This window comes from Neobacillus pocheonensis, from assembly GCF_050477905.1.
Classification (GTDB): domain Bacteria; phylum Bacillota; class Bacilli; order Bacillales; family Cytobacillaceae; genus Neobacillus; species Neobacillus pocheonensis_A.
In genome coordinates this window covers 13,322-38,764 of the sequence record NZ_JBCNAD010000038.1, presented here as the reverse complement: position 1 = coordinate 38,764, position 25,443 = coordinate 13,322, and the positions used below count along the sequence as shown (strand labels likewise).

The following is a 25,443-nucleotide window of genomic DNA, read 5'->3' as shown; positions in this document are numbered from 1 at the left end:
TTAATGTTTACTTTGTGCTAGATATTGTTTATATTCTCTCTCAGAACAGAGAACAAAGTGTCCAGGTGTAACTTCTCTAAATTCAACAGCCTCATTATCCTGATAATTATGACTAGCAGGATCATAGGATTTACGTCTGCGAGTTCTTTCACTGATCGGATCAGGAGCCGGAATGGCTGATAATAATGATTGTGTATACGGATGAAGAGGGTTTCTGTATAATTCATCCGCAGGTGCAAGCTCGACCATTTTACCAAAATACATTACACCAATACGGTCACTAATATATTTTACCATGGAAAGATCATGTGCAATAAAAAGGTACGTCAATTCTTTTTCACTTTGGAGCTTTTTCATTAAATTAACAACTTGAGCTTGAATTGAAACATCCAAAGCGGAGATTGGCTCATCCGCAATGATAAACTCAGGTTGAACGGCAAGAGCACGAGCAATACCAATACGCTGGCGCTGACCACCAGAAAATTCATGAGGGTAACGGTTAGCGTGTTCCCTATTTAAACCAACAGTCTCTAACAATTCATAAACCTGATTCATCCGGTCTTCTTTCGATTTTGCCAACCCATGAATATCAATTCCCTCGGCAATTACATCGGCAATTTTTAATCTTGGGTTTAAAGATGCATATGGGTCCTGAAAAATCATTTGCATTTTCCGGTTAAACTCTTTTAACTGTTTTTTAGATTTCCTGCCGTGAACATCAACACCGTCATATAAAACTTCTCCGCCCGTAGCATCATATAAACGGATAATAGTTCGACCAGTAGTTGATTTCCCACAGCCTGACTCGCCAACAAGCCCCATTACTTCGCCTTTATAAATATCAAACGAAACATTATCTACTGCTTTTACTTCATTTGCCTTACCTTCATTAAAATATTGCTTTAAATTTTTTATTTCTAATAGTTTCTTCTTTTCAGCCATTTATTTTCCCTCCTTAATTCCAGGGAATTGACTTCCTGCCCCAACACCCACACCAGTGGTTCCTAAATATTGATTTTGACGTCTCTTTACAGCATCAGGCGGTTCAACCTTTGGTGCATCCGGATGCAAAAGCCATGTCGCAGCATAGTGTGTATCAGACACTTTGAAAAACGGCGGCTCCTGCTCTAAGTCAATCTTCATGACATATGGATTACGCGGAGCAAAGGCATCACCCTTAGGAGGGTCTAATAAATCAGGTGGCGTACCTGGTATAGAGAATAACTCCTCATCATCAGTTTCCATGTCTGGCATTGAACTGATTAATCCCCAAGTATATGGATGCTGTGGATTGTAGAAAATCTCATCAGCAGTTCCAATTTCGACAATTTTCCCACCATACATAACTGCGACCCGATCAGCTACATTGGCAACAACACCCAGATCATGAGTGATGAAAATAATCGATGTATCAATTTTTTTCTGCAAATCCTTCATTAATTCAAGAATTTGTGCTTGAATGGTTACATCCAGCGCTGTTGTCGGTTCATCGGCAATAAGAACTTTCGGATTACATGCCAATGCAATAGCGATAACAACCCTTTGCCTCATCCCACCAGAAAATTGGTGTGGATATTGATTAACACGAATCTCCGGCTTTGGAATCCCAACTAATTTTAATAATTCAACCGCTCTTTCTTTCGCAGCATGTCTACTCATGTTTTGATGTTTAATTAACGGTTCCATTATCTGATTAGAGATTTTCATTGTCGGATTCAAAGAAGTCATCGGATCCTGGAATATCATCGAAATATCTTTACCACGAATTTTTTGCATATCTTTATCTTTTAATTTTGTTAAATCTTTTCCGTCAAATAAGATTTCACCACTTTTTATTTCAGAATTATGCTCTGGAAGCAGACGCATAATTGATTTTGTAGTTACTGATTTACCTGAACCTGATTCACCCACAATTGCAAGCGTCTCCCCTTTATATAACTCAAAGTTAACGCCACGAATCGCTTTTACTTCACCTGAAAAAGTGTGAAACGATATATTTAAATCTTTTACTTGTAATACTTTCTCCACTACCATTCACCTGCCTTCTAATCACGCATTTTTGGATCTAGCGCATCACGTAATCCATCAGCTACTAGGTTAAAACAAACCATAATTAATGCAATCATAACAGACGGAATAATCATTTGATATGGAAAAGCAATCATTGCTTTAAATCCATCATTTACTAATGTACCTAATGAAGCATTTGGCTCTTGAAGTCCTAACCCAATAAAGCTTAAGAATGCTTCAAAGAAAATTGCATTTGGAATAGAAAACATTGTATTAATAATAATTACTCCAAACATGTTCGGAATCATATGCTTGAATATAATCGAGCTATTCGATGCTCCAAGAGTTTTAGCTGCAAGTACAAATTCCTGACCTTTAAATTTCAATACTTGGGCACGAACAACACGCGCCATACTAGTCCATCCAGTAATTGTCAGGGCGATAATAATTGGAATAATCCCCGGTTTTAGGACTAGAATCATGAGTACAACGACAATTAAGTTCGGTATACCAACGATTACTTCAATTATCCGCTGCATAAAACTATCCAATTTACCGCCTATATATCCTGATATAGCACCATATGATACACCAATCAACATATCAATTAATGCTGCCATGAATGCAATAAATAAGGAGACTTGAGTACCTTTCCATGTACGAGCAAACAAGTCGCGGCCTAGGTTATCAGTACCGAACCAATAATAGGCATCTACCTTTCGTACTTCATAGGCGTTATATTCAGTGCCATCTCTTCTTGATAAAGTTCCATCAAACGGAAGCCAATGGACATTCTCTAGCCCTTGAATCCGTGGCGGAAGGTTATTATGCTTCGTTGTTTGCGTGTCATATGCATATGGTGTAATTAATGGTCCAACAAATGCCATGACAATTAAAATTACAAGTACTACAAGACTGAATACAGCCCCCTTATTTTTGCGAACCCTGAGCCATGAATCCTGCCAGAAGTTTAAGCTTGGCTTAGAGATTTTTTCACTTTTCGAAGGGTCGACAAGTGCGGGTGCAAACATGTCTTTAGAAATTAAAGTTTCTTTGTTAATCATTTAGTCTTCCCCCCCGAAATACGGATACGTGGGTCAATAATTCCATAAAGGATATCAACAACTAAGATAATGACGACAAACAACACTGCAAATAAAATATTTGTTCCCATGATTACAGGGTAGTCGTTGACACTGATTGACTTTACAAATTGTTCCCCTAAACCAGGAATAGCAAAAATTCTTTCAATTACTAATGATCCTGTCATTAAGCTGACTGCTAGAGGACCAAGAACGGTAACAACCGGAATTAAGGCATTCCTTAAAGCATGCTTTATGCTAATTTGCCAAAAGCTGGCGCCTTTTGCCTTTGCAAGGGTAATGTAATCCGAGCCCAATACTTCAATCATTTCAGTTCGCATAAATCGTGCTGCGATAGAAATTGGGAACATAGCTAAAGCTATCGTTGGAAGGATGGTATATTCTGGACCCCTCCAAAACATAACTGGAAGCCACCCTAATTTAACGGCTACGTAATATTGAAGCAAACCAGCAAAAATGAATGACGGAACCGATTTACCAACAACCGCTAAAAAAGTAGAACCATAATCAACCCAAGTATTTTGCTTTAAAGCAGCAAGAACACCTAGAAAAATACCAATAATTGAACCAAAAAGCATAGCTTCAAAACCTAATGTCGCAGAAGGACCAATTCGGTTTGCAAGAAGTTCTGTAACAGGGGTATTATCAAATTGGAAGGAGATCCCCAAATCACCCTTCACCATATTTTCCATATAGTGTAAATATTGAACGGGCACGGGGTCATTTAAATTGTACTTATCAAGCAAAATGTTGCGTTGAACTTCCGTAAGCTTTTCAAAGTTATTAAAGGGACTACCTGGAATAAGCTTCATGAGGAAAAAGGTAACAGATGCTACAATTAAAAGTGTAATTAACATATAGATAACACGCTGCAATAAATATTTAGCCATGCCTACACCTCCTAATTTGTGAAATATTCGACATTTTTCGACAATTCTGATACAGGTAAAAAGAGAGTATATTTTTCCAATATACTCTCTTTCTATTTGATTGGGTCTAGCTACTACTTAAGGAGTTTAATCCATTGGTAACTATATTCTGCACCAAATGCATGGTGAGCAAATCCTTTAACCTTTTGATTTACTAAAAGGTTAGCAGAACGTTGGTATAATGGTGTGATTGCAGCATCGTCTTCTAACAAGATTTTTTCAGCATCTTGAAGAGCTTTCCAACGATCTTTTGGTTTAAGAGCTAAATCTTTATTTGACGCATTAATAAGTTTGTCAAATTCTGGGTTACCATAATCCATATGGTTTTGGCCTCCGCCAGTTACCCAAAGATCCATGAAAGTCATAGGGTCTGCATAGTCTGGACCCCAACCGCCCATTAATAAGCCATAATCTTCTTTATCTTCACGAGCGATACGGATTTTGAATGGTACGCTTTCAATCGTTAGCTTTAATCCAGGAAGATTTTTCTCTAATTGGTCTTTAATGAAAGCATCAGTTGTTTTTGCTGCTTCAGTGTCTTGTCCAACATAAACTAGAGAAACTTCTTTAAGACCAAGTTCTTTTAACCCTTGTTCCCAAAGTTTTTTAGCTTCTTCTTTATTAGTTTTTAGGTAAGTTCCAGCAGTATCACGGAAGTCTTTACCATCTAAGAATGCAAAATCTTTTGGTACTAAGAAGTCAGCAGCGATTGAACCGTTTGCTAATACATCGTCAACTAAAGCTTTTTTATCAACAGACAAAGCGATAGCTTTACGGATGTTCTTGTTTTTCAAAGCAGGAATCTTTTCATTCATTTTTAACCACCAAATTGATGGCTCTTGGTAACGAAGTAAATCTTTTGTTCCTTCAAATTGTGAAAGAATTGCAGCTTGTGAAAGCTTTGGTGTGATATCAGTTTCGCCAGCTGTGAATGCGTTAGCAGAAGCCTGACCATCTTTTGATACGTTAAAATTGATTTTTGTTAAAGTTACATTTTTTGCATCCCAATAAGTTTCGTTCTTTTCAACTACCCATTCAGTTGCAGTTGGGCCATCCCACTTAGTCATTTTGAATGGTCCGTTGTATACTAGGTTAGCAGCATCCTTTGCAAAGTCTGCGCCTTTTTCAGTAACGAACTTTTTATTTTGAGGGTAGAACAATGAGAATGTTAGGTAAGACTCAATGTAAGGAATTGGACCTGTTAAAGTGATTTCTAATGTATTAGGGTCAATCGCTTTAATTCCTAAGTCTTCAAGTTTTGCTTTACCTTCAGTAATTTCAGTTGCGTTTTTGATTTTGCCCATCATGAAGTATGGACCGTAAGGAGAAGCAGTTTTTGGATCGATTGCACGTTGCCATGCAAACACGAAGTCTTCTGCAGTTACAGCGTCTCCGTTAGACCATTTTGCATCTTTTTTCAATTTAATTGTTAAAACTGTTTTGTCATCATTATAAGTTGGCATACCGTCAGCAACACCTGGGATAACCTTTTGGTCTGGATCTAAACGGTATAGACCTTCGTTAATTGCTCCTAAAATGGTACCACCAAGAACGTCTTGGTTCATAACACTATCCAATGATGGAATTTCAGCAGATTCTAAAACATTAAGTTCTTGAGTGTCTGCTAATTGCTCTGTTGCAGCGCCTTTGTCCTTGCCTGTGTCTTTGCTAGTATCCTTGCTTGTGTCCTTACCGCCAGAGCAAGCTGCTAGGAACATGCTAAGAACTAGTGATAGTACTAGTAGTAGTGAAAGTTTAGATTTCTTCACTAGTAGACCTCCCTTTTCTATTATTCTGAAAAATTACTACATTCTCTATTATACATATTTTCAACTAATTGTACATTACTTTTTGAAAATTAATTTACAGATTAGAAACAACCTTTACGTAAACATTACAATTTCCTGTGTTATAATTTAGACTTATTGTGATTTTTGGGTATAATATAGCTATGTTTTTCTTATTAAATCAATGTTTTGGAGGTTTGCATGTGAATTCAATTCTTAGAAAAAGAATATTAATGGTAGCGTTTACACAACTTTCCATTTTTGTCTTGTCCTTTATTTTCAATCATAAAATTTCATTATTAAGCTATATCAATATATCTTTTTACATCTCAGCCGCTTTCATTTTAACCTCCTTGCTGGTATATACAATCAATAGTGGATTTTATGATGTCATTTCAAGATCCTTTACACTTGCATTTTCAAGGGGACATAAGCACAAAAAATTTGATGAAATCCCGGGATTATCAGAGCTTGTTACCATAAATCAAAAACCGCTTCTATTTAATGGAATTGTGAATGGGGCTTTGATGCTAGTTGCCCTCTTCGCCTATTATTTTTTGCTGACTTGAAATTAAATATGCACTTCATTTATAATGTGAGTAAATGAATAATGGCAATAAAGCGATGATAAAGAGTAGTATGTACTATTTTTCGATGCAGAGAGTTTGTGGTTGGTGGAAACAAACACGAAAAAGTACTGAATGGACTTTGGAGCTTCTTTCTGAACCCTTCCATTTTTGGAACCAATAGTAGGAGTAGACGTTTTCCTTGCGTTAATAAGGAATCCTAATCAACCCATTAATTGATTATGGAACTGAGTGACTCATTTTGAGTAATTTAGGGTGGTACCGCGAAACCATTCGTCCCTATTGTTTTTAGGGATGAATGGTTTTTTATTTAGATTTTTTAGGAGGAAATGAAATGAAAACAATATTTTCAGGAATTCAGCCGAGTGGAACGATTACACTTGGGAACTATATTGGAGCATTGAAACAATTCGTGGACTTACAGCATGATTACAATTGCTTCTTTTGTATCGTTGATCAGCACGCAATAACCGTTCCACAAGATCCGGTGACTCTTCGTAAAAACATTCGCAGCTTAGCTGCATTGTATCTCGCAGTAGGAATTGATCCGGAAAAAGCAACCTTATTTATTCAATCGGAAGTCCCTGCACATGCTCAGGCAGGATGGATGATGCAATGTGTTTCATATATCGGAGAATTAGAAAGAATGACTCAATTTAAAGATAAATCAGCTGGGAAAGAAGCTGTTTCCGCAAGTTTGTTAACTTATCCACCGCTGATGGCAGCAGATATTTTATTGTATAACACAGATCTTGTTCCAGTTGGAGAAGATCAAAAGCAGCATTTAGAATTAACCCGAGATCTAGCAGAAAGATTTAATAAAAAATACAATGACATTCTAACCATTCCTGAAATTAGTATTCCTAAGGTTGGCGCACGTATTATGTCACTCCAAGAGCCTACGAAAAAAATGAGCAAATCTGATCCAAATCAAAAAGCATCCATTACGCTTTTGGACGATCCAAAACAAATGGAGAAAAAAATCAAAAGTGCTGTAACCGATTCGGAAGGAATCGTAAAACTAGACAAGGAAAATAAACCTGGTATTTCAAATCTTTTATCCATTTATTCCATATTAGGAGGACAATCGATTCAAGAGCTTGAGGAAATGTATCATGGTAAAGGCTATGGGGATTTCAAAGGTGATTTAGCAGAAGTAGTTGTAAATTTCTTTAAGCCGATTCAAGAAAAGTATTTTCATTTAATGGAATCGTCTGAGCTTGATGATATTTTAGACCGCGGTGCTGAAAAAGCAAACCTTGTTGCTACAAAAACACTAAAGAAAATGGAACGTGCAATGGGGCTTGGAAGAAAAAGGAGATAAATACAAAAAAGCCTGATCCACAAAAGGTATATGTGACACACCTTTTGGGTCAGGCTTTTAGTTTACTTTTGGACCATGTTCCATTTCCCATAGTTTTTCAAAAAATGGCTGACCTTTAATTAAATTTTCACAAAATGTCTCGTGCTTTTTGGACCAGCCGTATTTTGCTTCGTCAAACAACTGTTCCCAAGCTTCTTCAAAATTCAGCTCTTGAATGGTGGAATACTGTTCTGGGCACCACTCGGTGAACCAATAGCGAATCTCTGCTTCATTATTAGATGAAAGAAGTTGATCAAGCGCCATAAATAACAGTTGTTTTAATTGTCGTTCTTTTCGGGTTAATCCTCTCATTAGTTCTGGTTCTGGGGAGAGAATATGGAAATCTTTCGTTCTTGGCTGTTGATAGAAATGATATTTCTGGGCATCATGTGTCCCAATCATTTCATACACAAGCTGTTCCTGTCTTGGGATTAGTCTGCTTTTCCTTATTGGGATATTATATCCAATTGTATCAATGGCAAGTATCCCTACCCCATCTGTTACCACAAAGCAATAATCTAACTGGACTCTTTCATGATTTTTCCTTAAGTATGCTTTTTGATAAATATCATCTAGAAGTTGTTGAGGTAACTCTGACAAATCATTTTCAATATAGTTAAATAGAATAGGTTCGACTTTTAACAGTGGAACCTGATCTAATAGTTCCACTCCGTCATCCTTACGCCATTCATGAAAGTGGCAAACATTATAACCGTTTTCTTCACCTTCAAACCAATTTACCCAAACATCATGAAGATACAACATCGTACATCCCCTCACTTCAAGAAACTATTTGTCAATCAGTATGGGCAGACATAAGTTAAATTATTCCTTTATATATATTTTGCTCCAGATAACATAATAATATTTTCCCTAATTGTGTTTTGACAAAAAAAAGAGATGATCCTAAATGAAGATCATCTCTTTCTATATTATTATTCTACATCTGGAGTCTTGCTTGAGACACCAACTTTAGACCATACAAAGCTGCTATCTTTTGGATCCACTGAATAGTCTGTTACACGATTATTAACCGAGGTAATTACTGAACGGAACAATGTTGGAATTACCGGCATTTCATCGTTCATGAATTTTTGCCAATCTTCGTAGGCTTTCTTACGGTAATCATGGTCAAATGCTTTTTCGGAATGACCATCAGCTAATAACTGATCGTTTTTCTCACTAATAAAACGTGAGAAGTTAAATGGTACATCTTTACCATATAGTCCGTATGGATCAACATCGGTACCTGTGCTCCATGCAGCCTGGAAAACCTCTACTTTAGGGTCATCGTTCTGAACCATATCATAGAATGAGTTGAATTCTGCTAAACGGCCATCATTAAGAGATACATCTAAACCAACATTTTTCCATGATTGAATATAGAATTTTGCTAGTGGTTCAGCTGCATCTCCTCCACTCATTGCCAAGAAATTGATATGAAATTTTTCACCTTTCGGATCTTCACGGAGTCCATCGCCATCTACATCCTTATAACCTGCTTCATCCAATAGTTTTTTTGCTTTTGCTGGGTCATAACCAATTGGGTTGGCATTGTTGCTAGACCAACTAGGGAAGGAAGGTGGAATTAATGAAGTTGCCGGGAACCGTAAACCATTGTAAATTTTATCACCGACTGATTTTTGATCTAAAGCATAAGCCATTGCCTGACGTAAACGTTTGTCTTGGAACTTTGGATTATCCATGACGTTAATACCCTTATCGGCATCCCAATGACCTAATTTAAAGCCAATATAACTGTAGGCTAAATCGATTTTTCCAAGGAATTGGAAGTTTTTAGACCCTTTTGCGGCCGCATATTGGTCTACTGGGTATTCAGCAATATCAACTTCACCTTTTTTCATTGATTGTAAAATAACTTTAGGATTAACAACTTTTAATACAACGCTCTTTAATTTTGGCTTTCCTGCATAATAGTCATCATTACGTTCATATTCAACGGATTCTCCTGGGACCATCTTTTTAATTTTAAACGGTCCAAAACCAATAGGATCTTTATGAATTTTATCCGACTTTGCTAAGTCCTTAATGGCAACATCACCTAGGTAATGCTTAGGAAGCGCGTATGGCCATAAGCCAGTTAATAACGATGGATTTGCTTGTGTAAATGTAATCGAAAGGGTTTTATCATCGATAATTTTGATACCTGAGATATTTTGAGCTTTTCCTTCATGGTATTCGTTCATTCCTACAATACTTTGAATAATGGCGTCACCGTATCGGACCCCAGTGTAATCCTTATTTCCAATTACCAGGAATGAATATTCATAGTCTTGAGCAGTTACTGGCTTTCCATCAGTCCAATTTACATTGTCTTTAATTTTTACAGTAATCGTTTTATTGTCTTTAGACATTTCATATGTGGCAGCACCATCATTTGTATATTCATAGTCTCCATTTGTTGAAAATAATGGCTCATCAAAAAATTGAAGAACGAGGAAATCTGGATTTCCATCATAAAAAGCATAGTTTAAAGTGCCTTCAAATGGGGTATCCGATACTAAACCATAGGTTAGAGAGCCATCATTTATTGCATTCTTATCATTCTTCACTACTAATGGAAAGTTCCCAATGTTTTCTTTCGGCTTACCATTTGATGTTTCTGTTTTCTTACCGCTCCCGCCTGTTGAATTGCTGCAAGCGGATAAAACTAATACGAGTAAAGCCATGAAACTGAAAAGCTTGAATAAATATTTTTTCTTCATTCTTCCTTTCCCCCTTTATTATCCTAGTCTTTGTCTTGCATCGGCTGCACGTTTTAACGCTTGGCCAATGAAATTTATACATAACATCATTACTAAAATAAGCAATGATGCAGGTAACCAAATCCACCATTTATTTTGGAGAACATCCGGATTTGAGGCATAACTCACTAGAGTCCCTAAGCTTGGTGTGCTTTCCGGTAAACCGAATCCTAAATAGGTTAAACCAGACTCAATTCCAATATTTCCAGCAAGATTTAGTGTTAAATTCACGATAATAATAGAACTTAAGTTTGGCAGCACTTCACGAAACATGATTTTCCAATTAGGTGTACCAAGTGTTTTGGAAGCTTGGACATAATCGAGTTCTCTTTCAGCAAGAGTTTTTGAACGTATTAATCTTGCTTTACCTGTCCACAAAAACGCACTCATAATCAGTATAAACGTGTAAACATTGTAATCTGGTACGATTGTCACAAAAACAATAACTAGCATTAAGGTTGGAAGAATAAGAACAAAATCGATAATTCGCATGATAATATTGTCAACCGTTCCACCGAAGTAACCTGCACATATTCCTACACAAAGGCCGAAACAACCGGTTAACAAGGTAATACATAAGCCGATTGTAAATGAATTTTTGGCTCCAATGATTAACTGTCCTAGTATATCTCTTCCACCATAATCCGTTCCAAGTAAATGTTCGGAGGATGGAGGTGAGTAAATCGATAATAAATCTACTGTCACGATTTTCTCTTGATCTAACAAAAGAGAAGCTCCATAAACTAATATAAGAATGAGCCCTAGTAGGATCAACGACCCAATCGCCTTTTTATCCTTTACCATTTCTCTCCACATAACTGAAAAAGCGCCAGAGCTTTTTTCTTTCTTTACTTTATGTTCTTTTGTACCGGTAAATTCGACTTTCATGATGATCCCCCTCTCATCCCTGTTATTCAATCCTGATACGCGGATCGACAGCACTTAAAATGATATCAGATAATAATGTTCCTATTAATGTAGCTAAACCAAATATCATAACAAGTGCAGTAACGACACTGAAATCACGTTGAAGGATGGAGGAAACGAACAACTGCCCAATTCCCGGGTATCCATAAATCGTTTCTAAGAAAACGGATCCGCCAATTAAATAGACAATTTCATAACCAAGAAAAGCAGCAATCGGTAAAAAGGAATTTCGCAAAATATGGTTTGTATAAACCTTTGATTCATTGACCCCTTTTGCTCTGGCTGTTTTTACAAAATCTTTTATTTTTGTATCGATAATTTCATTTCGTAAATATTGAATGGTTACGGTTGTACTAACAATTGCTCCTGAAAACGCCGGGAGAATCAAATGATCCAACTTGCTCATATAGTAAGCAAATGTGCCATTTTCTACCCGAATATCTACACTTCCACTGGTTGGAAACCATCCAAGAATAAATCCAAAAATAAACAATACGATAAGCGCCAAGATAAATAATGGCGTAGCAAAAGTTAAATAATTGTAACCAACGATCATTTTATCAGCCCAAGAATCAGTCCATCTGCCTCCAACTATTCCAAGTGGGATTGAAATTAGATAACTTAGGATGAGGATGGCTCCGGATAAAAGAACTGTATTCCACATTCTTCCTGCTAATAAATGTGTTACTTTTGTTTGATGAATCATGGATAATCCTAGGTCGCCATGTACCAGTCCTTTTATCCATCTAACATATTGTACATAGGGAGGGTCGAACATCCCTAATTTTTGTTTTAATTCGAGAATGGTTTTTGCGTCCATCTTTGGATTGCTAACCAATTGACCTGTCAATGCATCACCAGGCATTGCTTTTGCCATTATGAAAATAAGAATACTTAGAATAAATAGCTGAGGGATCATGGTTAGGATTCTTCGTAAGATAAATTTAAACAATTTCTTCAATCCCCTCTCTATGGCAGTGCAACTGAGTGTGTCTCAGAAATGGGTTTTAATGAATAGACTTTTCCTTCAGAATTAAAATATTTATCATACGAATGATTATATTCAGTATTTATTTCTCGTCTTAGTTCCACTTGCTTTCCTCTGTTTTCAGGATTAATGTCAGGGATAGCTGAAATTAATCTTTTCGTATAAATATGCAATGGATTTGAATATATTTCTTCACTTTTACCTTCTTCCACGAGTTGACCACCATACATAATCCCTATCCGGTCACACATATGCCGAATGATCCCTAAATCGTGACTAATAAATAAATAGGTTAAGTTAAATTCCTTCTGGATATCCTGCATAAAGTTTAATACTTGGGCCTGAACTGAAACATCCAAGGCGGAAACAGGCTCATCTGCAATAATTAGTTTTGGGTTTAGTGTAAGTGCGCGGGCAATCCCAATCCGTTGGCGTTGACCACCGGAAAATTCATGAGGATATTTATAAACGGATTCTGGATTTAATCCAACTTTTTCTATGTAATACTGAACTTTTTGTCGTTCTTCCGCAGGGGAAAGTCTTTCAAAATTCCGTAAAGGCTCAGCAACAATATCCAATACACGTTTTCTGGGATTTAATGAAGAATAAGGATCCTGAAAGATCATTTGAATGTCTCTACGGAAATGATGAAATTCATTCCGGGTAAGTTTTGTTAGTTCTTTACCTTCAAAAGAGATTTCACCTGATGTAGCTTTATTAAGCCCAATAATGGTCCTCCCTGTTGTTGTTTTTCCGCACCCTGATTCACCAACGAGTCCATAGGTTTCTCCTTGCTTTAATTCGAAACTTACATCGTCTACAGCTTTTACATGAGCGAGCACTCTTCTAAAAAAACCGCCACGGATTGGATAGTGTACTCTTAGATTATTAATTTTAAGAAATGTCATAGTTTTTGTCCCCCATGCCGTTTACTGAAAAGTGAAAGTTTTTATAACATGTACAGCGAACAAAATGGTTTGGCTTTACTTCTCGTAAAATTGGAGTTTTTTCATGGGATTGATCTTGCATCCAGTCAATTCGATCTTTAAAACGGCATCCTTGCCTTGGTAATTTTTGTAGTGAAGGTACAATTCCTTTAATGACGTGCAGTCTGGCCTTTGCGGTTGTGGAAGATGGAATGGAATTTAATAGTGACCGAGTGTACGGATGTAATGGGTTCTTAAATAAAGTAGCAACATCTGCTAATTCTACTATTTCTCCTGCATACATAACCGCGACACGATCTGCCATTTCAGCAACAACCCCAAGGTCATGAGTGATGAGGATAATCCCAGTCTTCATTTGCTTTTGAAGTTCTTTTAGCAAGTCCATTATTTGAGCTTGTATAGTAACATCCAATGCGGTTGTAGGCTCATCTGCGATGACAAGCGACGGCTCACAGGCTACCGCTATGGCAATTACAACACGTTGACGCATTCCCCCAGATAATTCATGTGGATATTGTTTGTATGTGCGCTCAGGATTTGGTATACCCACCTTTTTTAATAGTTCTATTGCCTTTTGTTTTTTTTCTGATCCGGATAAATTCGTATGAAAAGTCATACTTTCTTCGATTTGTTTACCACAGGTCATTAATGGATTAAGTGCCGTAAGTGGGTCTTGAAAAATCATTCCAATATCTTTTCCACGGATTTTATTCATCTCTGAAGTGGATAGTGAAAGGAGGTTACGGCCTCCGAAGTTGACATTTCCTTCTATCTTTGTCCGTCCCTTTTCATGCAGCCCCATTATCGAAAGTGCCAAAGCGCTTTTTCCACAGCCTGATTCACCTACGATGGCAACCACTTCGTTTTCTTTTACGGTTAACGTTACATCATCAACTGCAGCAAAATATTGATCTTGGATACGGAATGAAGTACGAAGGTTTTGTATTTCTAAAAGTGGCTGATTACTCAATATGAATCCCCCCTAACAAGGTATGCTTTATGTATATTTTATAATTAGCTCAGTATTTATATTTTTCGGTTTTTATTTTCAAAGATTTGAACATAAAAGCGGCTGAATTATTTTTAATGTTCTCTTTATATGTATCTTGAATTCTATTACAGAATTGTTACAATTGCAAGATTTATTTAGAATATTGGTAATTTTCAATTTAATACTATTAAAAAAAGCCTATATTCATAGGCTTTCATTGCTAATATTAATATTTTCATTTTATATATTCGGTTGCCGGGATGGCGAATGATAGTTTTGTAGAATAATGATTCTTTTCATAAAACTTGCCAACAATGTCATATCCAGCAGCATATCCAAGCAATTTTGGAATTCTTCCTCCTCCATATAAGAGTTGGTCATGAATTCTTTCATCTTTTTTCTTAGCTAACTGTTCTTTTATAAATTTATCCCAAAAAATAGATAATTCTTTGTCAGTATACATACGAACCCAATTGGCTAAGTACTCTTTGCCGCAATTTTTTAATACGGTATATTCTGCCAAACCTTCAATGACAATTGAGTCGAGCAGTGTATAGTCCTCCATCTTTTTGTTAAGTGCTTGCAGCCTGCAAACATGATGGTATTCATGAATGAGAAGTGCCTCAATTTCTTTTGAGTCCTTTAAATCTGAAAGAAATAGAAACATTTTATCAGGGAATGAAACCCCAGCTTTTTGCTCCTCCTTCTGCCTCATAAAAATCCCACCAGACTGTCCTAATGGAAAAAGGAAGATTGGGACATCAGGTCCAGACCATTTGTCTTTATACTTCTGAAATAATCGATGTACTAGACTCCATGCCTTGTTATCAACCATATTGCTTAAGTTTTTGCTTGAGTTTCCGGATGGCCGATACATTCCAAAGTTTAATAAAAGAGTATAAATTTCATGTGTAGATTTCCCATTAAAATATGGCTTAAGCCTTTCACAGATTTTGATAGGCCTGCTGAAATCCTCTTCTAACCATTTATCTGTTCGAATGATTCCCATTTTGCTCACCTCAAATACCCCATCTTCTGAACATCATATGAATCTTGAAAGGATACGTTCAATTGGAGAACAGATTAATATTTGAAAGGCAATGTTAATGGTCAATGTTGAATTTGTACCAATGTTGATTGTAGCGGAAGGCGCGAAGACTCCTGCGGGAGGACGGGGCAGGGGAGACCCGGCAGGAGCGAAGCGACGAGGAGGCTCCCCGGACCGCCCGCGGAAAGCGAAGCGCCTGGAGCGGAAATCACACAGCCATTCAACAAAAAATCGACCAAGCACGTTAGCTTGGTCGAGTAGGTGAATTATTCATATTTTTTAAAGACAATCGTTGCGTTATGACCGCCAAAACCTAATGAATTACTCATTGCCGTCTTAATTTCCATTGGACGTGCTGCATTTACAACATAATCCAAATCACATTCTGGATCTGCAGTTACATAATTCATAGTTGGCGGTAGAATGCTATCTCTCATTGCTAAAACTGTAAAAATTGCTTCCACACCACCTGCAGCACCAAGCAAATGCCCAGTCATTGATTTTGTTGAACTCATCGCTAGTTTATAAGCATGTTCGCCAAAAACCTCTTTAACAGCCAGTGTTTCAAATTTATCATTATACTCCGTACTAGTTCCATGGGCATTAATATAGTCCATGTCTTCTGGCTTTAATCCACCATCATGAATGGCCATCTTCATTGCTCGGGCGCCACCCTCACCACCTGGTGCTGGAGCAGTGATATGATATGCATCCCCAGTTGCCCCGTATCCTACGATTTCAGCATAAATTTTAGCCCCACGTGCCAATGCATGTTCTAATTCTTCAAGAACGATGATCCCTGCCCCTTCACCAATTACAAAACCATCGCGGTTTTTATCAAACGGCCTGCTTGCGGTTTGTGCATCTGGATTTGTAGAAAGTGCTGTGTTCGCACAGAATCCTGCTACAGACATTTTCGTTATAGGTGCTTCTGCACCGCCAGATATCATAGCATCTGCGTCACCGCGCTGAATTACTTTAAAGGCATCACCTATTGAATTTGTTCCTGTGGCACAAGCTGTTACTGTACAGGAATTAAATCCTCTAGCACCAAGAGTAATCGATACCTGGCCAGTTGCCATATCTGGAATTAACATAGGGACAAAGAACGGGCTAACCCGTTTATAGCCTCTTTTTTGAAAGATCTCAAATTGCTGTTCAAATGTTTCCATTCCGCCGATCCCTGAACCAATCCATACACCTACACGGTGGGAATTTTCTTCATTGATAGTTAAATTTGCATCTTTTACCGCCATTATTGCACTTGCAACTGCAAATTGGGTAAACCGATCCATTTTTCTTGCTTCTTTTTTATCCATAAAGACTTCTGGATTAAAATCTTTTACCTCTGCTGCTACCTTTACAGGATACTCATCAGCGTTTACTCTTGTTAAGGGACCAACTCCTGATTTTCCTTCAATAATCCCTTTCCAAGTTGTTTCAGCATCATTCCCAAGAGGAGTCACCGCTCCCACGCCTGTTACTACAACTCTGCGCTTTTCCATTTGTACATCTCCTTTTCAATACCAACTTTTCCTAATATTCAAATCTATTTTTATTTACCCCACCTAATTGCAATAGCTCCCCAGGTTAATCCCCCGCCAAATCCTACCATGACAATGAGGTCATCATCTTTAAGTTTTCCTGCTTCCAATTCTTCTACTATTGAAATCGGGATAGATGCAGCTGAGGTATTTCCGTATTTATTAATCGTTTTGGACATTTTTTCTATTGGAAGCTCCAATCTTTGTCTTGATGCTTCCATGATGCGAATGTTGGCTTGATGAGGTATAAGGAAATCCACATCATCCTTCGTTAGTCCTGCTTTTTCAAGCACATTAATACAGCTTTCCCCCATTTGCCTAACTGCAAATTTGAAAACTTCTCGTCCATTCATAATTATAAATTCATCTTGGTAAAGGTGTTTTGACCCAGTGCCATCAGCTCCAAGCTCGAAGGAAAGAATTCCTCGACTTTCAGAAACAGGACCAAGAACGACTGCACCCGCACCGTCTCCGAATAATACAGCTGTATTTCGGTCGCTCCAGTCAGTAATTTTAGAAAGCTTTTCAACTCCAACAACAAGAACATTTTTATAAACTTCCGTCTCAATAAATTGTTTCCCAGTTACAATCCCATACATAAAGCCCGCACATGCAGCACTGACATCCATTGCCGCTGCCTTAAAAGCCCCTAATCTTTCTTGAATTCTGCAAGCAACAGATGGAAATGGTGAATCTGGTGTAACAGTAGCGACTAAGATTAAATCAATCTCTTCAGGGGTAATTCCAGCGTTCTCAATTGCTTTTTGAGCAGCCGCAAAGGCCATATCAGATGTATCCACATCATCAGATGCGATTCTTCTCTCTTCTATACCTGTCATGGTTCGAATCCATTCATCAGAGGTATCCATCATTTTTTCCAAATCGTGATTGGTGAGAATTTTTTCAGGTAAATACCGTCCAATTCCAACAATACCAGCTTTCATCGTTCCATCTCCTTAAATTTTTATAAGATTCTCTATACCTAAGATTAATATCAATTATTATGACTTGGTACTAATTTTATCAAATGAGACCTCATTTAATCAACTGTAACTTCTTCGCAACTGCAAATGTACATTCCAATTGTTAGTTTGTTCATTTTCTAGTAGTAATCTTGCCATTTTTCAAAAAAGAAATAAGCTGCCGAATTATAAGCGGCAGCTCTTCTTTGATTATTGTTTTACTTCACTAAGTGCCTCTTCTCGGCCAAGATCATATGCTTCTTGCATAACTTTTGTAAATAAATTCATAAATGGCTCAATCAAATCCATTGATAGTTCGACTCCAGACTTTTCGAGTTGCTCTTTTGCTTCAGGCAAATATTTCATAGCGATCATCATAAATTGTAATTGTTTGTCTTGGTGGCTCATATGTATCTCCTTAAGATAATTTAGTTTGGTAATTTCCCAGTTTTTTTATATGTCTCTATTTGTTTGTTCATCTTTCGAATAAACTCTTTGCTCACTAAAGGACTATATTTCCCTAATGATATTACATTATCCTGAAAATCAAAAGAAAGATTACCTGCTTTTAACTTTCGATTATTATATTGTTCTGCAACCTTTACATATAAAGAATCAACCTGTTGAATGGTGCTGGTTAAGACCGTTGATTCACCTAAATCTGATTGGTCGGAAACATAACCAATAACATATTGCCCCCGTTCCTTGACCCTTTCGATTACAGGGACATTAAACCCATCCCCAGCAGGATAAACTACATCTACGCCTTCTTCCATCATTCGGTCAACTAATTGAATGGCCTTTTTTTCATCATCCCAATTCCCTACGTATTCTATACTTACATGTGTATTTTTATTTTCAGCCAGTGCCCCTTGATAAAAACCTTCTATTTCAGGCTGCCACTCATAAGCAGCTATAACCCCAATCTTTTGGTCTTTCGACATATGCGCAGCAACCATGCCACCAAAAAAGCCCATCGCGTGAGCTTCAAAATTTAAGCTGGTAGTGTTTTTATTTTTAGCATCGCCATTAAAGCTTACAAAATGAATGTTAGGATAGTCATTTGAGATTTTATTAAAATACTCTGCATACTCTGAGCCATGACCAAAAATAAGATTTACTCCTTTTTGATCAAACTCCTTAACAGCACGTTCAACTACAGATTCAGAATTCATTCCTTCTTTATAAAAAACGTCTACATTGAATTTTGATTGAATTTTTAACATTCCTTTAAAGCCCTTTGTCCCCCATACTTGGTCATTTACCGTTTCAGGCACTAACAGACCTACCTTTTGTAGTTTCTCTGTAGGTTTTGTTACCCCACAAGCTCCAAGTAAAAAAAAACATAAAAGAATGATCCCGAAACGGTTTAGCATTCAATGCATCTCCTTCAAACGATTGCCACATAATAACTTGTTTCTCACTAGATATAATCCGAAAAGTAAACCTGCATTTTTCAATTTTTATTCTACCCTTTGAAAAGTAAAATGAAAAGATAATTTTCCTAAACTACCACTTTTTTACTTTCAGTTAAATTACTGATGCTTTCCAAACAATTGCTCCACATTCTCTTTTTGTTTCAGTAGAGATTGTGAAATTGGGGTGATTTTTTTTAAAGGAATTTTAACAATCTGATCCTTGATTTGAAAAGATTGAAGCTGGTTTGAATCCATTAATTTCTCTTCTATATTTAAAAGGGCGGCACACATCTTCCAATAATCCTTCATTCCGCTTTCTAGTAAATAGCTTCCAGTTTCTTCCGTTTCCATTGTTTCAAGGATGCAATCAATGGCATCACCAACAAAAAGGGTATCCTCCGTCCATTCCCTTTCGGATTTTGAAATATTTATGCTTTGATAAGCTAACATCATTGCTTGTTGGAACATAAAGCTAGCTGGTTGCCATGGTCCGTAAATGGATGGTAAGTAAAATACTTGAATTCTTTTGACCATGCTCCTTATCTGTTCCAAGAAGCTTTTGTAGATTCTTTCTTCACTTTGCCTAAGCATTTGAATAGGGAGAATGAATACAAGCTCTGTGTATGTTTTATTTTCTATTACATATTTTAAAATCGACTCAGTAACTTCTTGAAAAAGGTCATCTTTATTTCGTATATATAAATCAAAAAATGAAAAAATAAGTGTTGTCTTAGGGTTTTCTTGAATGTTACTCTTCTCCAATTGGGAGAGGCTTTGTTCAACAAAATTGGCATTTCGTCCTACTTCAAATCTTTTTTCATCAAGATATTGAATTTTTTCCATATCTTCAATCTGAATACCATAAACCTCTATACCTTTGTTTAATAAGGTTTTGCAAATATGAAAGCTTACGAAGTCGTAAACACCAAAAATAATGGCCTTGTCCATAAAAATTTTCCTCCCCAAACTATCCTTAATGAATCCTATGCCGATTTATATGGAAATATTTCATGTTGGGGAGGATCATGCTTAAAGTACCGTTTCATGGCTTGTGAAAAACCTAATAATGATATTGCCTAGCTGCTGTTTTTTTTCCGGCAGCATAAACGTTGGGTTAATTTCTGGGTTACTAATTATCTTTTGATACAGTTTTGATTGGTTATACGATTTCCCGCCTGCCAGAACATGAATAATCTTGACGGGATATCCATACTCAAGGTTAATTTGATCATCCATACTAAAAATAGTGCTTTCAAGCAACGTTTGTTCCATTTGATGTGCCGTAACTAGTTCTTTTATTAATTTTTTATAAAAAAATTTATGCTCCTTTTCTTGTTCTAAATGATGTTTTAATGAAAGGATTGGATTTAGGAGGATAACAGATCGAATACACCCCTTCATTTTTTCCATTAACTTTACGGCTACTAGTGCTCCCATCCCTTCTGCTAATATATGAATTTTATTATTTAGGATTTCGCTTCGAATGACATAATGATAAAGTCGCTCTGCTAGTTCCACAGCACTTCCACTGCCCCAGTTTCGCCCATAAAGATTTGAGGAAAACAGCGTGTAGCCTTTTTCTTTCATTTGGTCAATGATAGCGGACTTCCCTTCATTTTGTGTCCAAAAGCTTTTACTATCATCCACAAAATGCCGTTCATCTCCGATTATTAAGACCCCAAATCCTGTAGGCTTATCAGGGTAGTAAATAATATTCCATTGGGCATCCATCTGAAAATTACGACTGTCCATTGGTAAATCTCCTTTTACATATTTCCTCAACATATTGTATGTCGGTCTTCCCAAGATGAAAGGGAGTTTGCCCATATTTATAATTTACATTTATGTATAGGAATGATGTTAAATGAGTGAATTGTCAAATAAACATTTATTAAATAGAAATCATATGGTAATATTAGAAATGATGAAAAAAGGTTAGAGGTGAAAAATAGTGCGATTCTTTTGGACTTTTTTCTGGTTATTTTTACTAGTGCAAATGCTTACATATGTTGTAAGTTCTATGAATGGTGTTGGGTTTGATTTTAAATTAGGCTCCATTTTAGCTGTAGCGGTAACCGTTTTAGTTTTTGTTGTATCAAGTTTGATACCAAATGAGCCAGTTGAAAAACATTAATTCTTTATAAAAGAGGTCTTCCAAATAATTTGGAAGACCTCTTTTACTAGTTATTTTATTAAAATTGATACTTCTTCATTTTGAACCGTTATTTCCACATTTGAACCATCGTGTACCCTTCCGGCAATAATTTCCCTTGCCAGTTTTGTCTCGATACTCCTTTGAATATAACGCTTCAGTGGTCTGGCACCATAATTAGGGTCAAATCCGTTAACTGCTATAAATTCTTTTGCTTCTTCACTAATTGAGATATGAATTTGCTGCTCTTTTAATCTATTTTGAAGCTCTTTCAGCATCTTGACGACAATATTCTGGATTTCCTCTAATGATAATGGCTTAAATAGAATGGTTTCGTCAATTCGGTTTAAGAATTCCGGACGAAAATGCACTCTTAATTGGCCAAGTACCCTTTCTCTCGCCGTATCAGAAATCACAATTTCATTTTCTGCCCTTTCAAGTAAAAATTGTGAACCAATATTAGAGGTCATTATGATAACCGTATTTTTAAAATCGACAACACGTCCCTGTGAATCAGTGATTCGTCCATCATCGAGAGCTTGAAGGAGAATATTGAAGACTTCAGGATGAGCCTTTTCAATTTCATCCATTAGAATAACGGAATATGGCCTTCTTCTTACCGCTTCTGTCAGCTGTCCCCCTTCCTCATAGCCTACATAGCCCGGAGGTGCACCAATTAGGCGTGATACCGCATGTTTTTCCATATATTCTGACATATCGATTCGAATAATATGTTCTTCGCTATCAAATAAAGATTCTGCTAAAGCTTTTGCCAACTCCGTTTTTCCTACCCCTGTTGGACCTAAAAATAAAAATGATCCAATTGGTCGATTAGGGTCTTTTATTCCGGCTCTAGCCCTAAGTACTGCATCAGCAACTAAGTTTACGGCTTCATTTTGCCCGATTACCCTTTCATGGAGTATTGATTCCAATTTCAACAGTTTTTCTCGCTCTCCTTCAACAAGTTTAGAAAGCGGTATTCCTGTCCATCTAGAAACAATATTCGAAATTTCTTCCCCCGTGACTTCTTCTCTCAGCAGCCGGTTTTCCTTTTTTGTTTCCAATTCTAATGTTTTAAGTTCCTTTTCAACTAATGGTATTTGACCATGACGAAGTTCAGCTGCACGATTTAGATCGTATTTATCTTCTGCTTGCTGAAGTTCGCGGCGAAGTTTCTCTAGCTGCTCCCTTTTTTCTTGTAATGTCTGAATACTTTGTTTCTCTGCAAGCCATTTAGCTTTCATTGTGTTTACTTGATCCTTTAAATCTGCCAATTCTTTTAAAAGGGACCCAAGTCTGTGTTTACTTGCTTCATCATGTTCTTTTCTTAAGGCAGCCTCCTCAATCTCGAGCTGCATTACGCGACGGGTCACTTCATCTAATTCAGTTGGCATCGAATCAATTTCAGTGCGAATTAAGGCACACGCTTCATCGACAAGATCAATGGCCTTATCAGGCAAGAATCGATCCGTTATATACCGATCAGACAATGTAGTTGCTGCCACTAAAGCATGATCGTGGATTTTCACCCCATGATGTACTTCAAATCTTTCCTTTAATCCACGTAAAATGGAAATGGTATCTTCTACATTTGGTTCTTGTACAAGAACCTGCTGAAATCTCCGTTCCAATGCTGGATCCTTCTCGATATATTTCCGGTGCTCATCCAGTGTAGTCGCTCCAATACAATGAAGTTCGCCCCGAGCAAGCATGGGCTTTAACATATTACCTGCGTCCATGGCACCTTCTGTTTTCCCTGCACCGACAATAGTATGAATTTCATCGATAAACAGTAATATTTGTCCTTCACTTTTTTTGATTTCGTTTAAAACTGCTTTCAATCTTTCTTCGAATTCACCTCTGAATTTTGCCCCTGCAATTAGTGAGCTCATATCTAATGAGAATATGGTTTTATCCTTTAGCCCTTCGGGTACATCCTTTCTGACAATCCGCTGGGCCAGTCCCTCAACAATTGCTGTTTTCCCCACTCCAGGTTCTCCGATTAAAACGGGATTATTTTTTGTCTTCCTTGAAAGGATCCGAATTACATTCCGAATCTCTGTGTCTCTGCCAATGACTGGATCCACTTTACCCGCTCTTACTTCAGCTACTAGATCCCTTCCATATTTTTTTAAAGCATCATATCCTGCTTCAGGATTTTGTGAGGTCACTCTTTGATTCCCCCTAATTTCTTTTATTGCTTTTAAAATATCTTCAGGTGTATGACCAAATGATTGAATAATCCGTTTCATCTCTGAATGATTGGCATAGGCTGCAGCTAGGAGAATATGTTCAATCGATAGATATTCGTCAGAAAACTTATCTGCAAATTCTTCAGCATTTGATAACAGTTTTTGAAGTTTTGCTGTAATATAAAGCTTTCCGTGCTCTACACCACTTCCAGTAACTTGCGGTTTTTTTGCCAGATTATCTAACAGGCTCTTTTTCACTTTTTCTGGTGGTAGTGCAATACGTCTAAATATAGCCTCGATGAGACTATCTTCTTGATCCATTAATGATAAAAATAAATGAGATTCATCAATCTCTTGATGATTATTTTTTACTGCTCTCGATTGAGCATCCATTAAACCAGTTTGCAACCGTTCTGTCATTCGGCTTAAGTCCATTTTCCTCACTTCCTTTTGACCTTTTTTGACCTATTACCTTTATTATAAATCAATCCAGGAATCAATGTAAAATTTAGGATATCAAAAAAGTCATCCTGCTTGGATGACTTTATCTCTAAAAATTATGGTTTTCGCTGATACGTCCAAACACGATTATGATTGGATGTCTCAGGAAATGGATCGCCTGCTTTAAGCTTAATTTTTTTGGGGTTTACGACATTGTCACCTGTTTCACCAACTTCAATATACACTCCATTATTAGGGGCTTTTTTCCCTGATTTAAATTGATGATTTTGTCCCATTCTTTTCCCTCCTTGTCGTCACATTCATTATTATTTCCTTTTCTAGTGTGTCCATTAAAGGAATTTCTTTCATATTTTTTAGCATTGTTCGACAATATTTCCTAAGAAATAACCAAATTTTGTTTGGCTTTTTGACGATTATATGAACTTATTCCACATATATTGCTAAATATTACTTATAAACAATATAATGATAGTAATATCTAGTAAAATCCAGCCTTGACTGTCATTAATAAATTCAAAATTATGATTTATGTCGTACCATTAAAGGTGGTTATTTATATGCAGGCAGTAAAAGAAATGCCGGTACCGTTGTCACATCTTCTTGACACAGTTCATCATATTAGAAAAATAGAAAAAGGCACTTTTTTATTTCAAGAAGGCTCACCAGCAGATGAAATGTATATCGTTCAAAGCGGGATTCTGCAAATCAGTAAAATTATTCCTGATGGAAGAGAACTTACATTAAGAATGTGCTCTAACGGTGATTTTGTTGGAGAGTTAAATTTATTTTCTCCTTCTTCAAGATATTTATTAAGTGCCCGAGTCATTGAAAGTGGTGAAGTGGCAGTTATTATGAAAGATGTTCTTGAAGAAAAGCTAGGGCAAAATATATCGCTTTCCTTTGAATTCATCAAATGGATGAGTCAGCAATATCGGAAAACCCAAACGAAGTTTCGCGATCTTGTTCTGCATGGTAAAAAAGGGGCTTTATATTCTACGTTGATTCGATTCAGTAATAGCTACGGGATAAAAACTAATAAAGGAATACTGATTGAATTACCACTAACTAACCAGGAATTAGCCAATTTTTGCGGAACTTCCAGGGAAGTTGTCAACCGTTTATTAAGCGACCTGAGAAAAGCAAAAATTCTTTCGATTGAAAAAGGAACGATTACCATTCATGATTTAGAATTCCTTAAGAATGACATTGACTGTGAGGATTGCCCAACGGAAATATGTAAGGTTGATTAGGTAAATAACTTTATTCTC

At 36.8% G+C, this 25,443-nt stretch carries 24 protein-coding genes and 1 other annotated feature; of the genes, 4 read left to right on the top strand and 20 right to left on the bottom strand.

Annotated features, from left to right (window positions below; genetic code table 11):
• From ABES02_RS20415 to ABES02_RS20395, 5 genes are all read right to left on the bottom strand, one after another.
• The gene (locus ABES02_RS20415; protein WP_430139069.1) at positions 1-942 is read right to left on the bottom strand and encodes an ABC transporter ATP-binding protein; all 942 of its coding nucleotides are present in this window, start codon (positions 940-942) and stop codon (positions 1-3) included.
• Entirely contained in the window at positions 943-2,028 is a 1,086-nt protein-coding gene (locus tag ABES02_RS20410) for an ABC transporter ATP-binding protein (RefSeq protein ID WP_430139066.1), read from the bottom strand.
• A 17-nt stretch (positions 2,029-2,045) separates the two neighbouring features.
• Positions 2,046-3,074 (bottom strand): oligopeptide ABC transporter permease, encoded by a 1,029-nt coding sequence (opp3C, locus tag ABES02_RS20405; RefSeq protein ID WP_430139063.1) that lies wholly within the window; start codon positions 3,072-3,074, stop codon positions 2,046-2,048.
• A complete protein-coding gene (opp3b, locus tag ABES02_RS20400) occupies positions 3,071-4,003 on the bottom strand; it encodes an oligopeptide ABC transporter permease (RefSeq protein WP_430139060.1) in 933 nt (310 codons plus the stop codon). The genes opp3C and opp3b overlap by 4 nt, the downstream gene beginning before the upstream one ends.
• 113 nt (positions 4,004-4,116) lie before the next feature.
• Positions 4,117-5,811: a peptide ABC transporter substrate-binding protein gene (locus ABES02_RS20395; RefSeq protein ID WP_430139058.1), complete on the bottom strand. Its 1,695-nt coding sequence runs from the start codon at positions 5,809-5,811 to the stop codon at positions 4,117-4,119.
• A 221-nt stretch (positions 5,812-6,032) separates the two neighbouring features.
• On the opposite strand from ABES02_RS20395, the gene ABES02_RS20390 reads away from it, so the two are divergent.
• A complete protein-coding gene (locus ABES02_RS20390) occupies positions 6,033-6,398 on the top strand; it encodes a DUF3899 domain-containing protein (protein WP_430139055.1) in 366 nt (121 codons plus the stop codon).
• Between the two features lie 46 nt (positions 6,399-6,444).
• Positions 6,445-6,700: a binding site (T-box leader), on the top strand.
• A gap of 50 nt (positions 6,701-6,750) precedes the next feature.
• Positions 6,751-7,740 carry a tryptophan--tRNA ligase gene (gene trpS / locus ABES02_RS20385; protein ID WP_430139052.1) on the top strand — a complete coding sequence of 330 codons (990 nt, stop codon included), beginning with the start codon at positions 6,751-6,753 and terminating at the stop codon, positions 7,738-7,740.
• Between the two features lie 57 nt (positions 7,741-7,797).
• Here the strand turns inward: trpS and ABES02_RS20380 are convergent, their stop codons facing one another.
• The 13 genes from ABES02_RS20380 to ABES02_RS20320 all read right to left on the bottom strand — a co-directional run bounded on the left by ABES02_RS20380 (position 7,798) and on the right by ABES02_RS20320 (position 21,121).
• Positions 7,798-8,544 (bottom strand): YjbA family protein, encoded by a 747-nt coding sequence (locus tag ABES02_RS20380; protein WP_430139049.1) that lies wholly within the window; start codon positions 8,542-8,544, stop codon positions 7,798-7,800.
• A gap of 170 nt (positions 8,545-8,714) precedes the next feature.
• The gene (gene opp4A / locus ABES02_RS20375; protein WP_430139046.1) at positions 8,715-10,505 is read right to left on the bottom strand and encodes an oligopeptide ABC transporter substrate-binding protein; all 1,791 of its coding nucleotides are present in this window, start codon (positions 10,503-10,505) and stop codon (positions 8,715-8,717) included.
• 18 nt (positions 10,506-10,523) lie between these two features.
• The gene (locus ABES02_RS20370) at positions 10,524-11,432 is read right to left on the bottom strand and encodes an ABC transporter permease (RefSeq protein ID WP_430139043.1); all 909 of its coding nucleotides are present in this window, start codon (positions 11,430-11,432) and stop codon (positions 10,524-10,526) included.
• A 22-nt stretch (positions 11,433-11,454) separates the two neighbouring features.
• A complete protein-coding gene (gene opp4B, locus ABES02_RS20365) occupies positions 11,455-12,423 on the bottom strand; it encodes an oligopeptide ABC transporter permease (protein ID WP_430139040.1) in 969 nt (322 codons plus the stop codon).
• 17 nt (positions 12,424-12,440) lie between these two features.
• Positions 12,441-13,367 carry an ABC transporter ATP-binding protein gene (locus tag ABES02_RS20360; RefSeq protein ID WP_430139037.1) on the bottom strand — a complete coding sequence of 309 codons (927 nt, stop codon included), beginning with the start codon at positions 13,365-13,367 and terminating at the stop codon, positions 12,441-12,443.
• Positions 13,354-14,376, bottom strand: a complete 1,023-nt coding sequence (locus ABES02_RS20355; RefSeq protein ID WP_430139034.1) for an ABC transporter ATP-binding protein — start codon at positions 14,374-14,376, stop codon at positions 13,354-13,356. The genes ABES02_RS20360 and ABES02_RS20355 overlap by 14 nt, the downstream gene beginning before the upstream one ends.
• Positions 14,377-14,632: 256 nt before the next feature.
• A complete protein-coding gene (locus tag ABES02_RS20350; RefSeq protein ID WP_430139292.1) occupies positions 14,633-15,406 on the bottom strand; it encodes a DUF2268 domain-containing protein in 774 nt (257 codons plus the stop codon).
• Between the two features lie 305 nt (positions 15,407-15,711).
• Positions 15,712-16,950 carry a beta-ketoacyl-ACP synthase II gene (gene fabF / locus ABES02_RS20345; RefSeq protein WP_430139030.1) on the bottom strand — a complete coding sequence of 413 codons (1,239 nt, stop codon included), beginning with the start codon at positions 16,948-16,950 and terminating at the stop codon, positions 15,712-15,714.
• 50 nt (positions 16,951-17,000) lie between these two features.
• Positions 17,001-17,933 (bottom strand): beta-ketoacyl-ACP synthase III, encoded by a 933-nt coding sequence (locus tag ABES02_RS20340; RefSeq protein WP_430139028.1) that lies wholly within the window; start codon positions 17,931-17,933, stop codon positions 17,001-17,003.
• A gap of 228 nt (positions 17,934-18,161) precedes the next feature.
• Entirely contained in the window at positions 18,162-18,359 is a 198-nt protein-coding gene (locus tag ABES02_RS20335) for a ComZ family protein (protein WP_430139025.1), read from the bottom strand.
• A 20-nt stretch (positions 18,360-18,379) separates the two neighbouring features.
• Positions 18,380-19,327, bottom strand: a complete 948-nt coding sequence (locus ABES02_RS20330; protein ID WP_430139022.1) for a BMP family ABC transporter substrate-binding protein — start codon at positions 19,325-19,327, stop codon at positions 18,380-18,382.
• A 159-nt stretch (positions 19,328-19,486) separates the two neighbouring features.
• Positions 19,487-20,317, bottom strand: coding sequence for a hypothetical protein (locus ABES02_RS20325; RefSeq protein ID WP_430139019.1), 831 nt, complete (start codon positions 20,315-20,317; stop codon positions 19,487-19,489).
• Positions 20,318-20,398: 81 nt separating this feature from the next.
• A complete protein-coding gene (locus ABES02_RS20320) occupies positions 20,399-21,121 on the bottom strand; it encodes a hydrolase (protein ID WP_430139016.1) in 723 nt (240 codons plus the stop codon).
• Positions 21,122-21,320: 199 nt separating this feature from the next.
• Here ABES02_RS20320 and ABES02_RS20315 point away from each other — a divergent pair, with 199 nt between their 5' ends.
• Entirely contained in the window at positions 21,321-21,503 is a 183-nt protein-coding gene (locus ABES02_RS20315) for a DUF2929 family protein (protein ID WP_430139013.1), read from the top strand.
• A gap of 50 nt (positions 21,504-21,553) precedes the next feature.
• Here ABES02_RS20315 and clpB read toward each other — a convergent pair whose 3' ends face one another.
• Together clpB and ABES02_RS20305 are read right to left on the bottom strand one after the other, a co-directional pair.
• Positions 21,554-24,148, bottom strand: coding sequence for an ATP-dependent chaperone ClpB (gene clpB / locus ABES02_RS20310; protein WP_430139011.1), 2,595 nt, complete (start codon positions 24,146-24,148; stop codon positions 21,554-21,556).
• 122 nt (positions 24,149-24,270) lie between these two features.
• Positions 24,271-24,450, bottom strand: a complete 180-nt coding sequence (locus ABES02_RS20305) for a YjzC family protein (RefSeq protein WP_430139008.1) — start codon at positions 24,448-24,450, stop codon at positions 24,271-24,273.
• 300 nt (positions 24,451-24,750) lie between these two features.
• Between ABES02_RS20305 and ABES02_RS20300 the strand changes: the two genes are divergently transcribed.
• Positions 24,751-25,425: a Crp/Fnr family transcriptional regulator gene (locus ABES02_RS20300; RefSeq protein ID WP_430139290.1), complete on the top strand. Its 675-nt coding sequence runs from the start codon at positions 24,751-24,753 to the stop codon at positions 25,423-25,425.
• Positions 25,426-25,443: the final 18 nt, after the last annotated feature.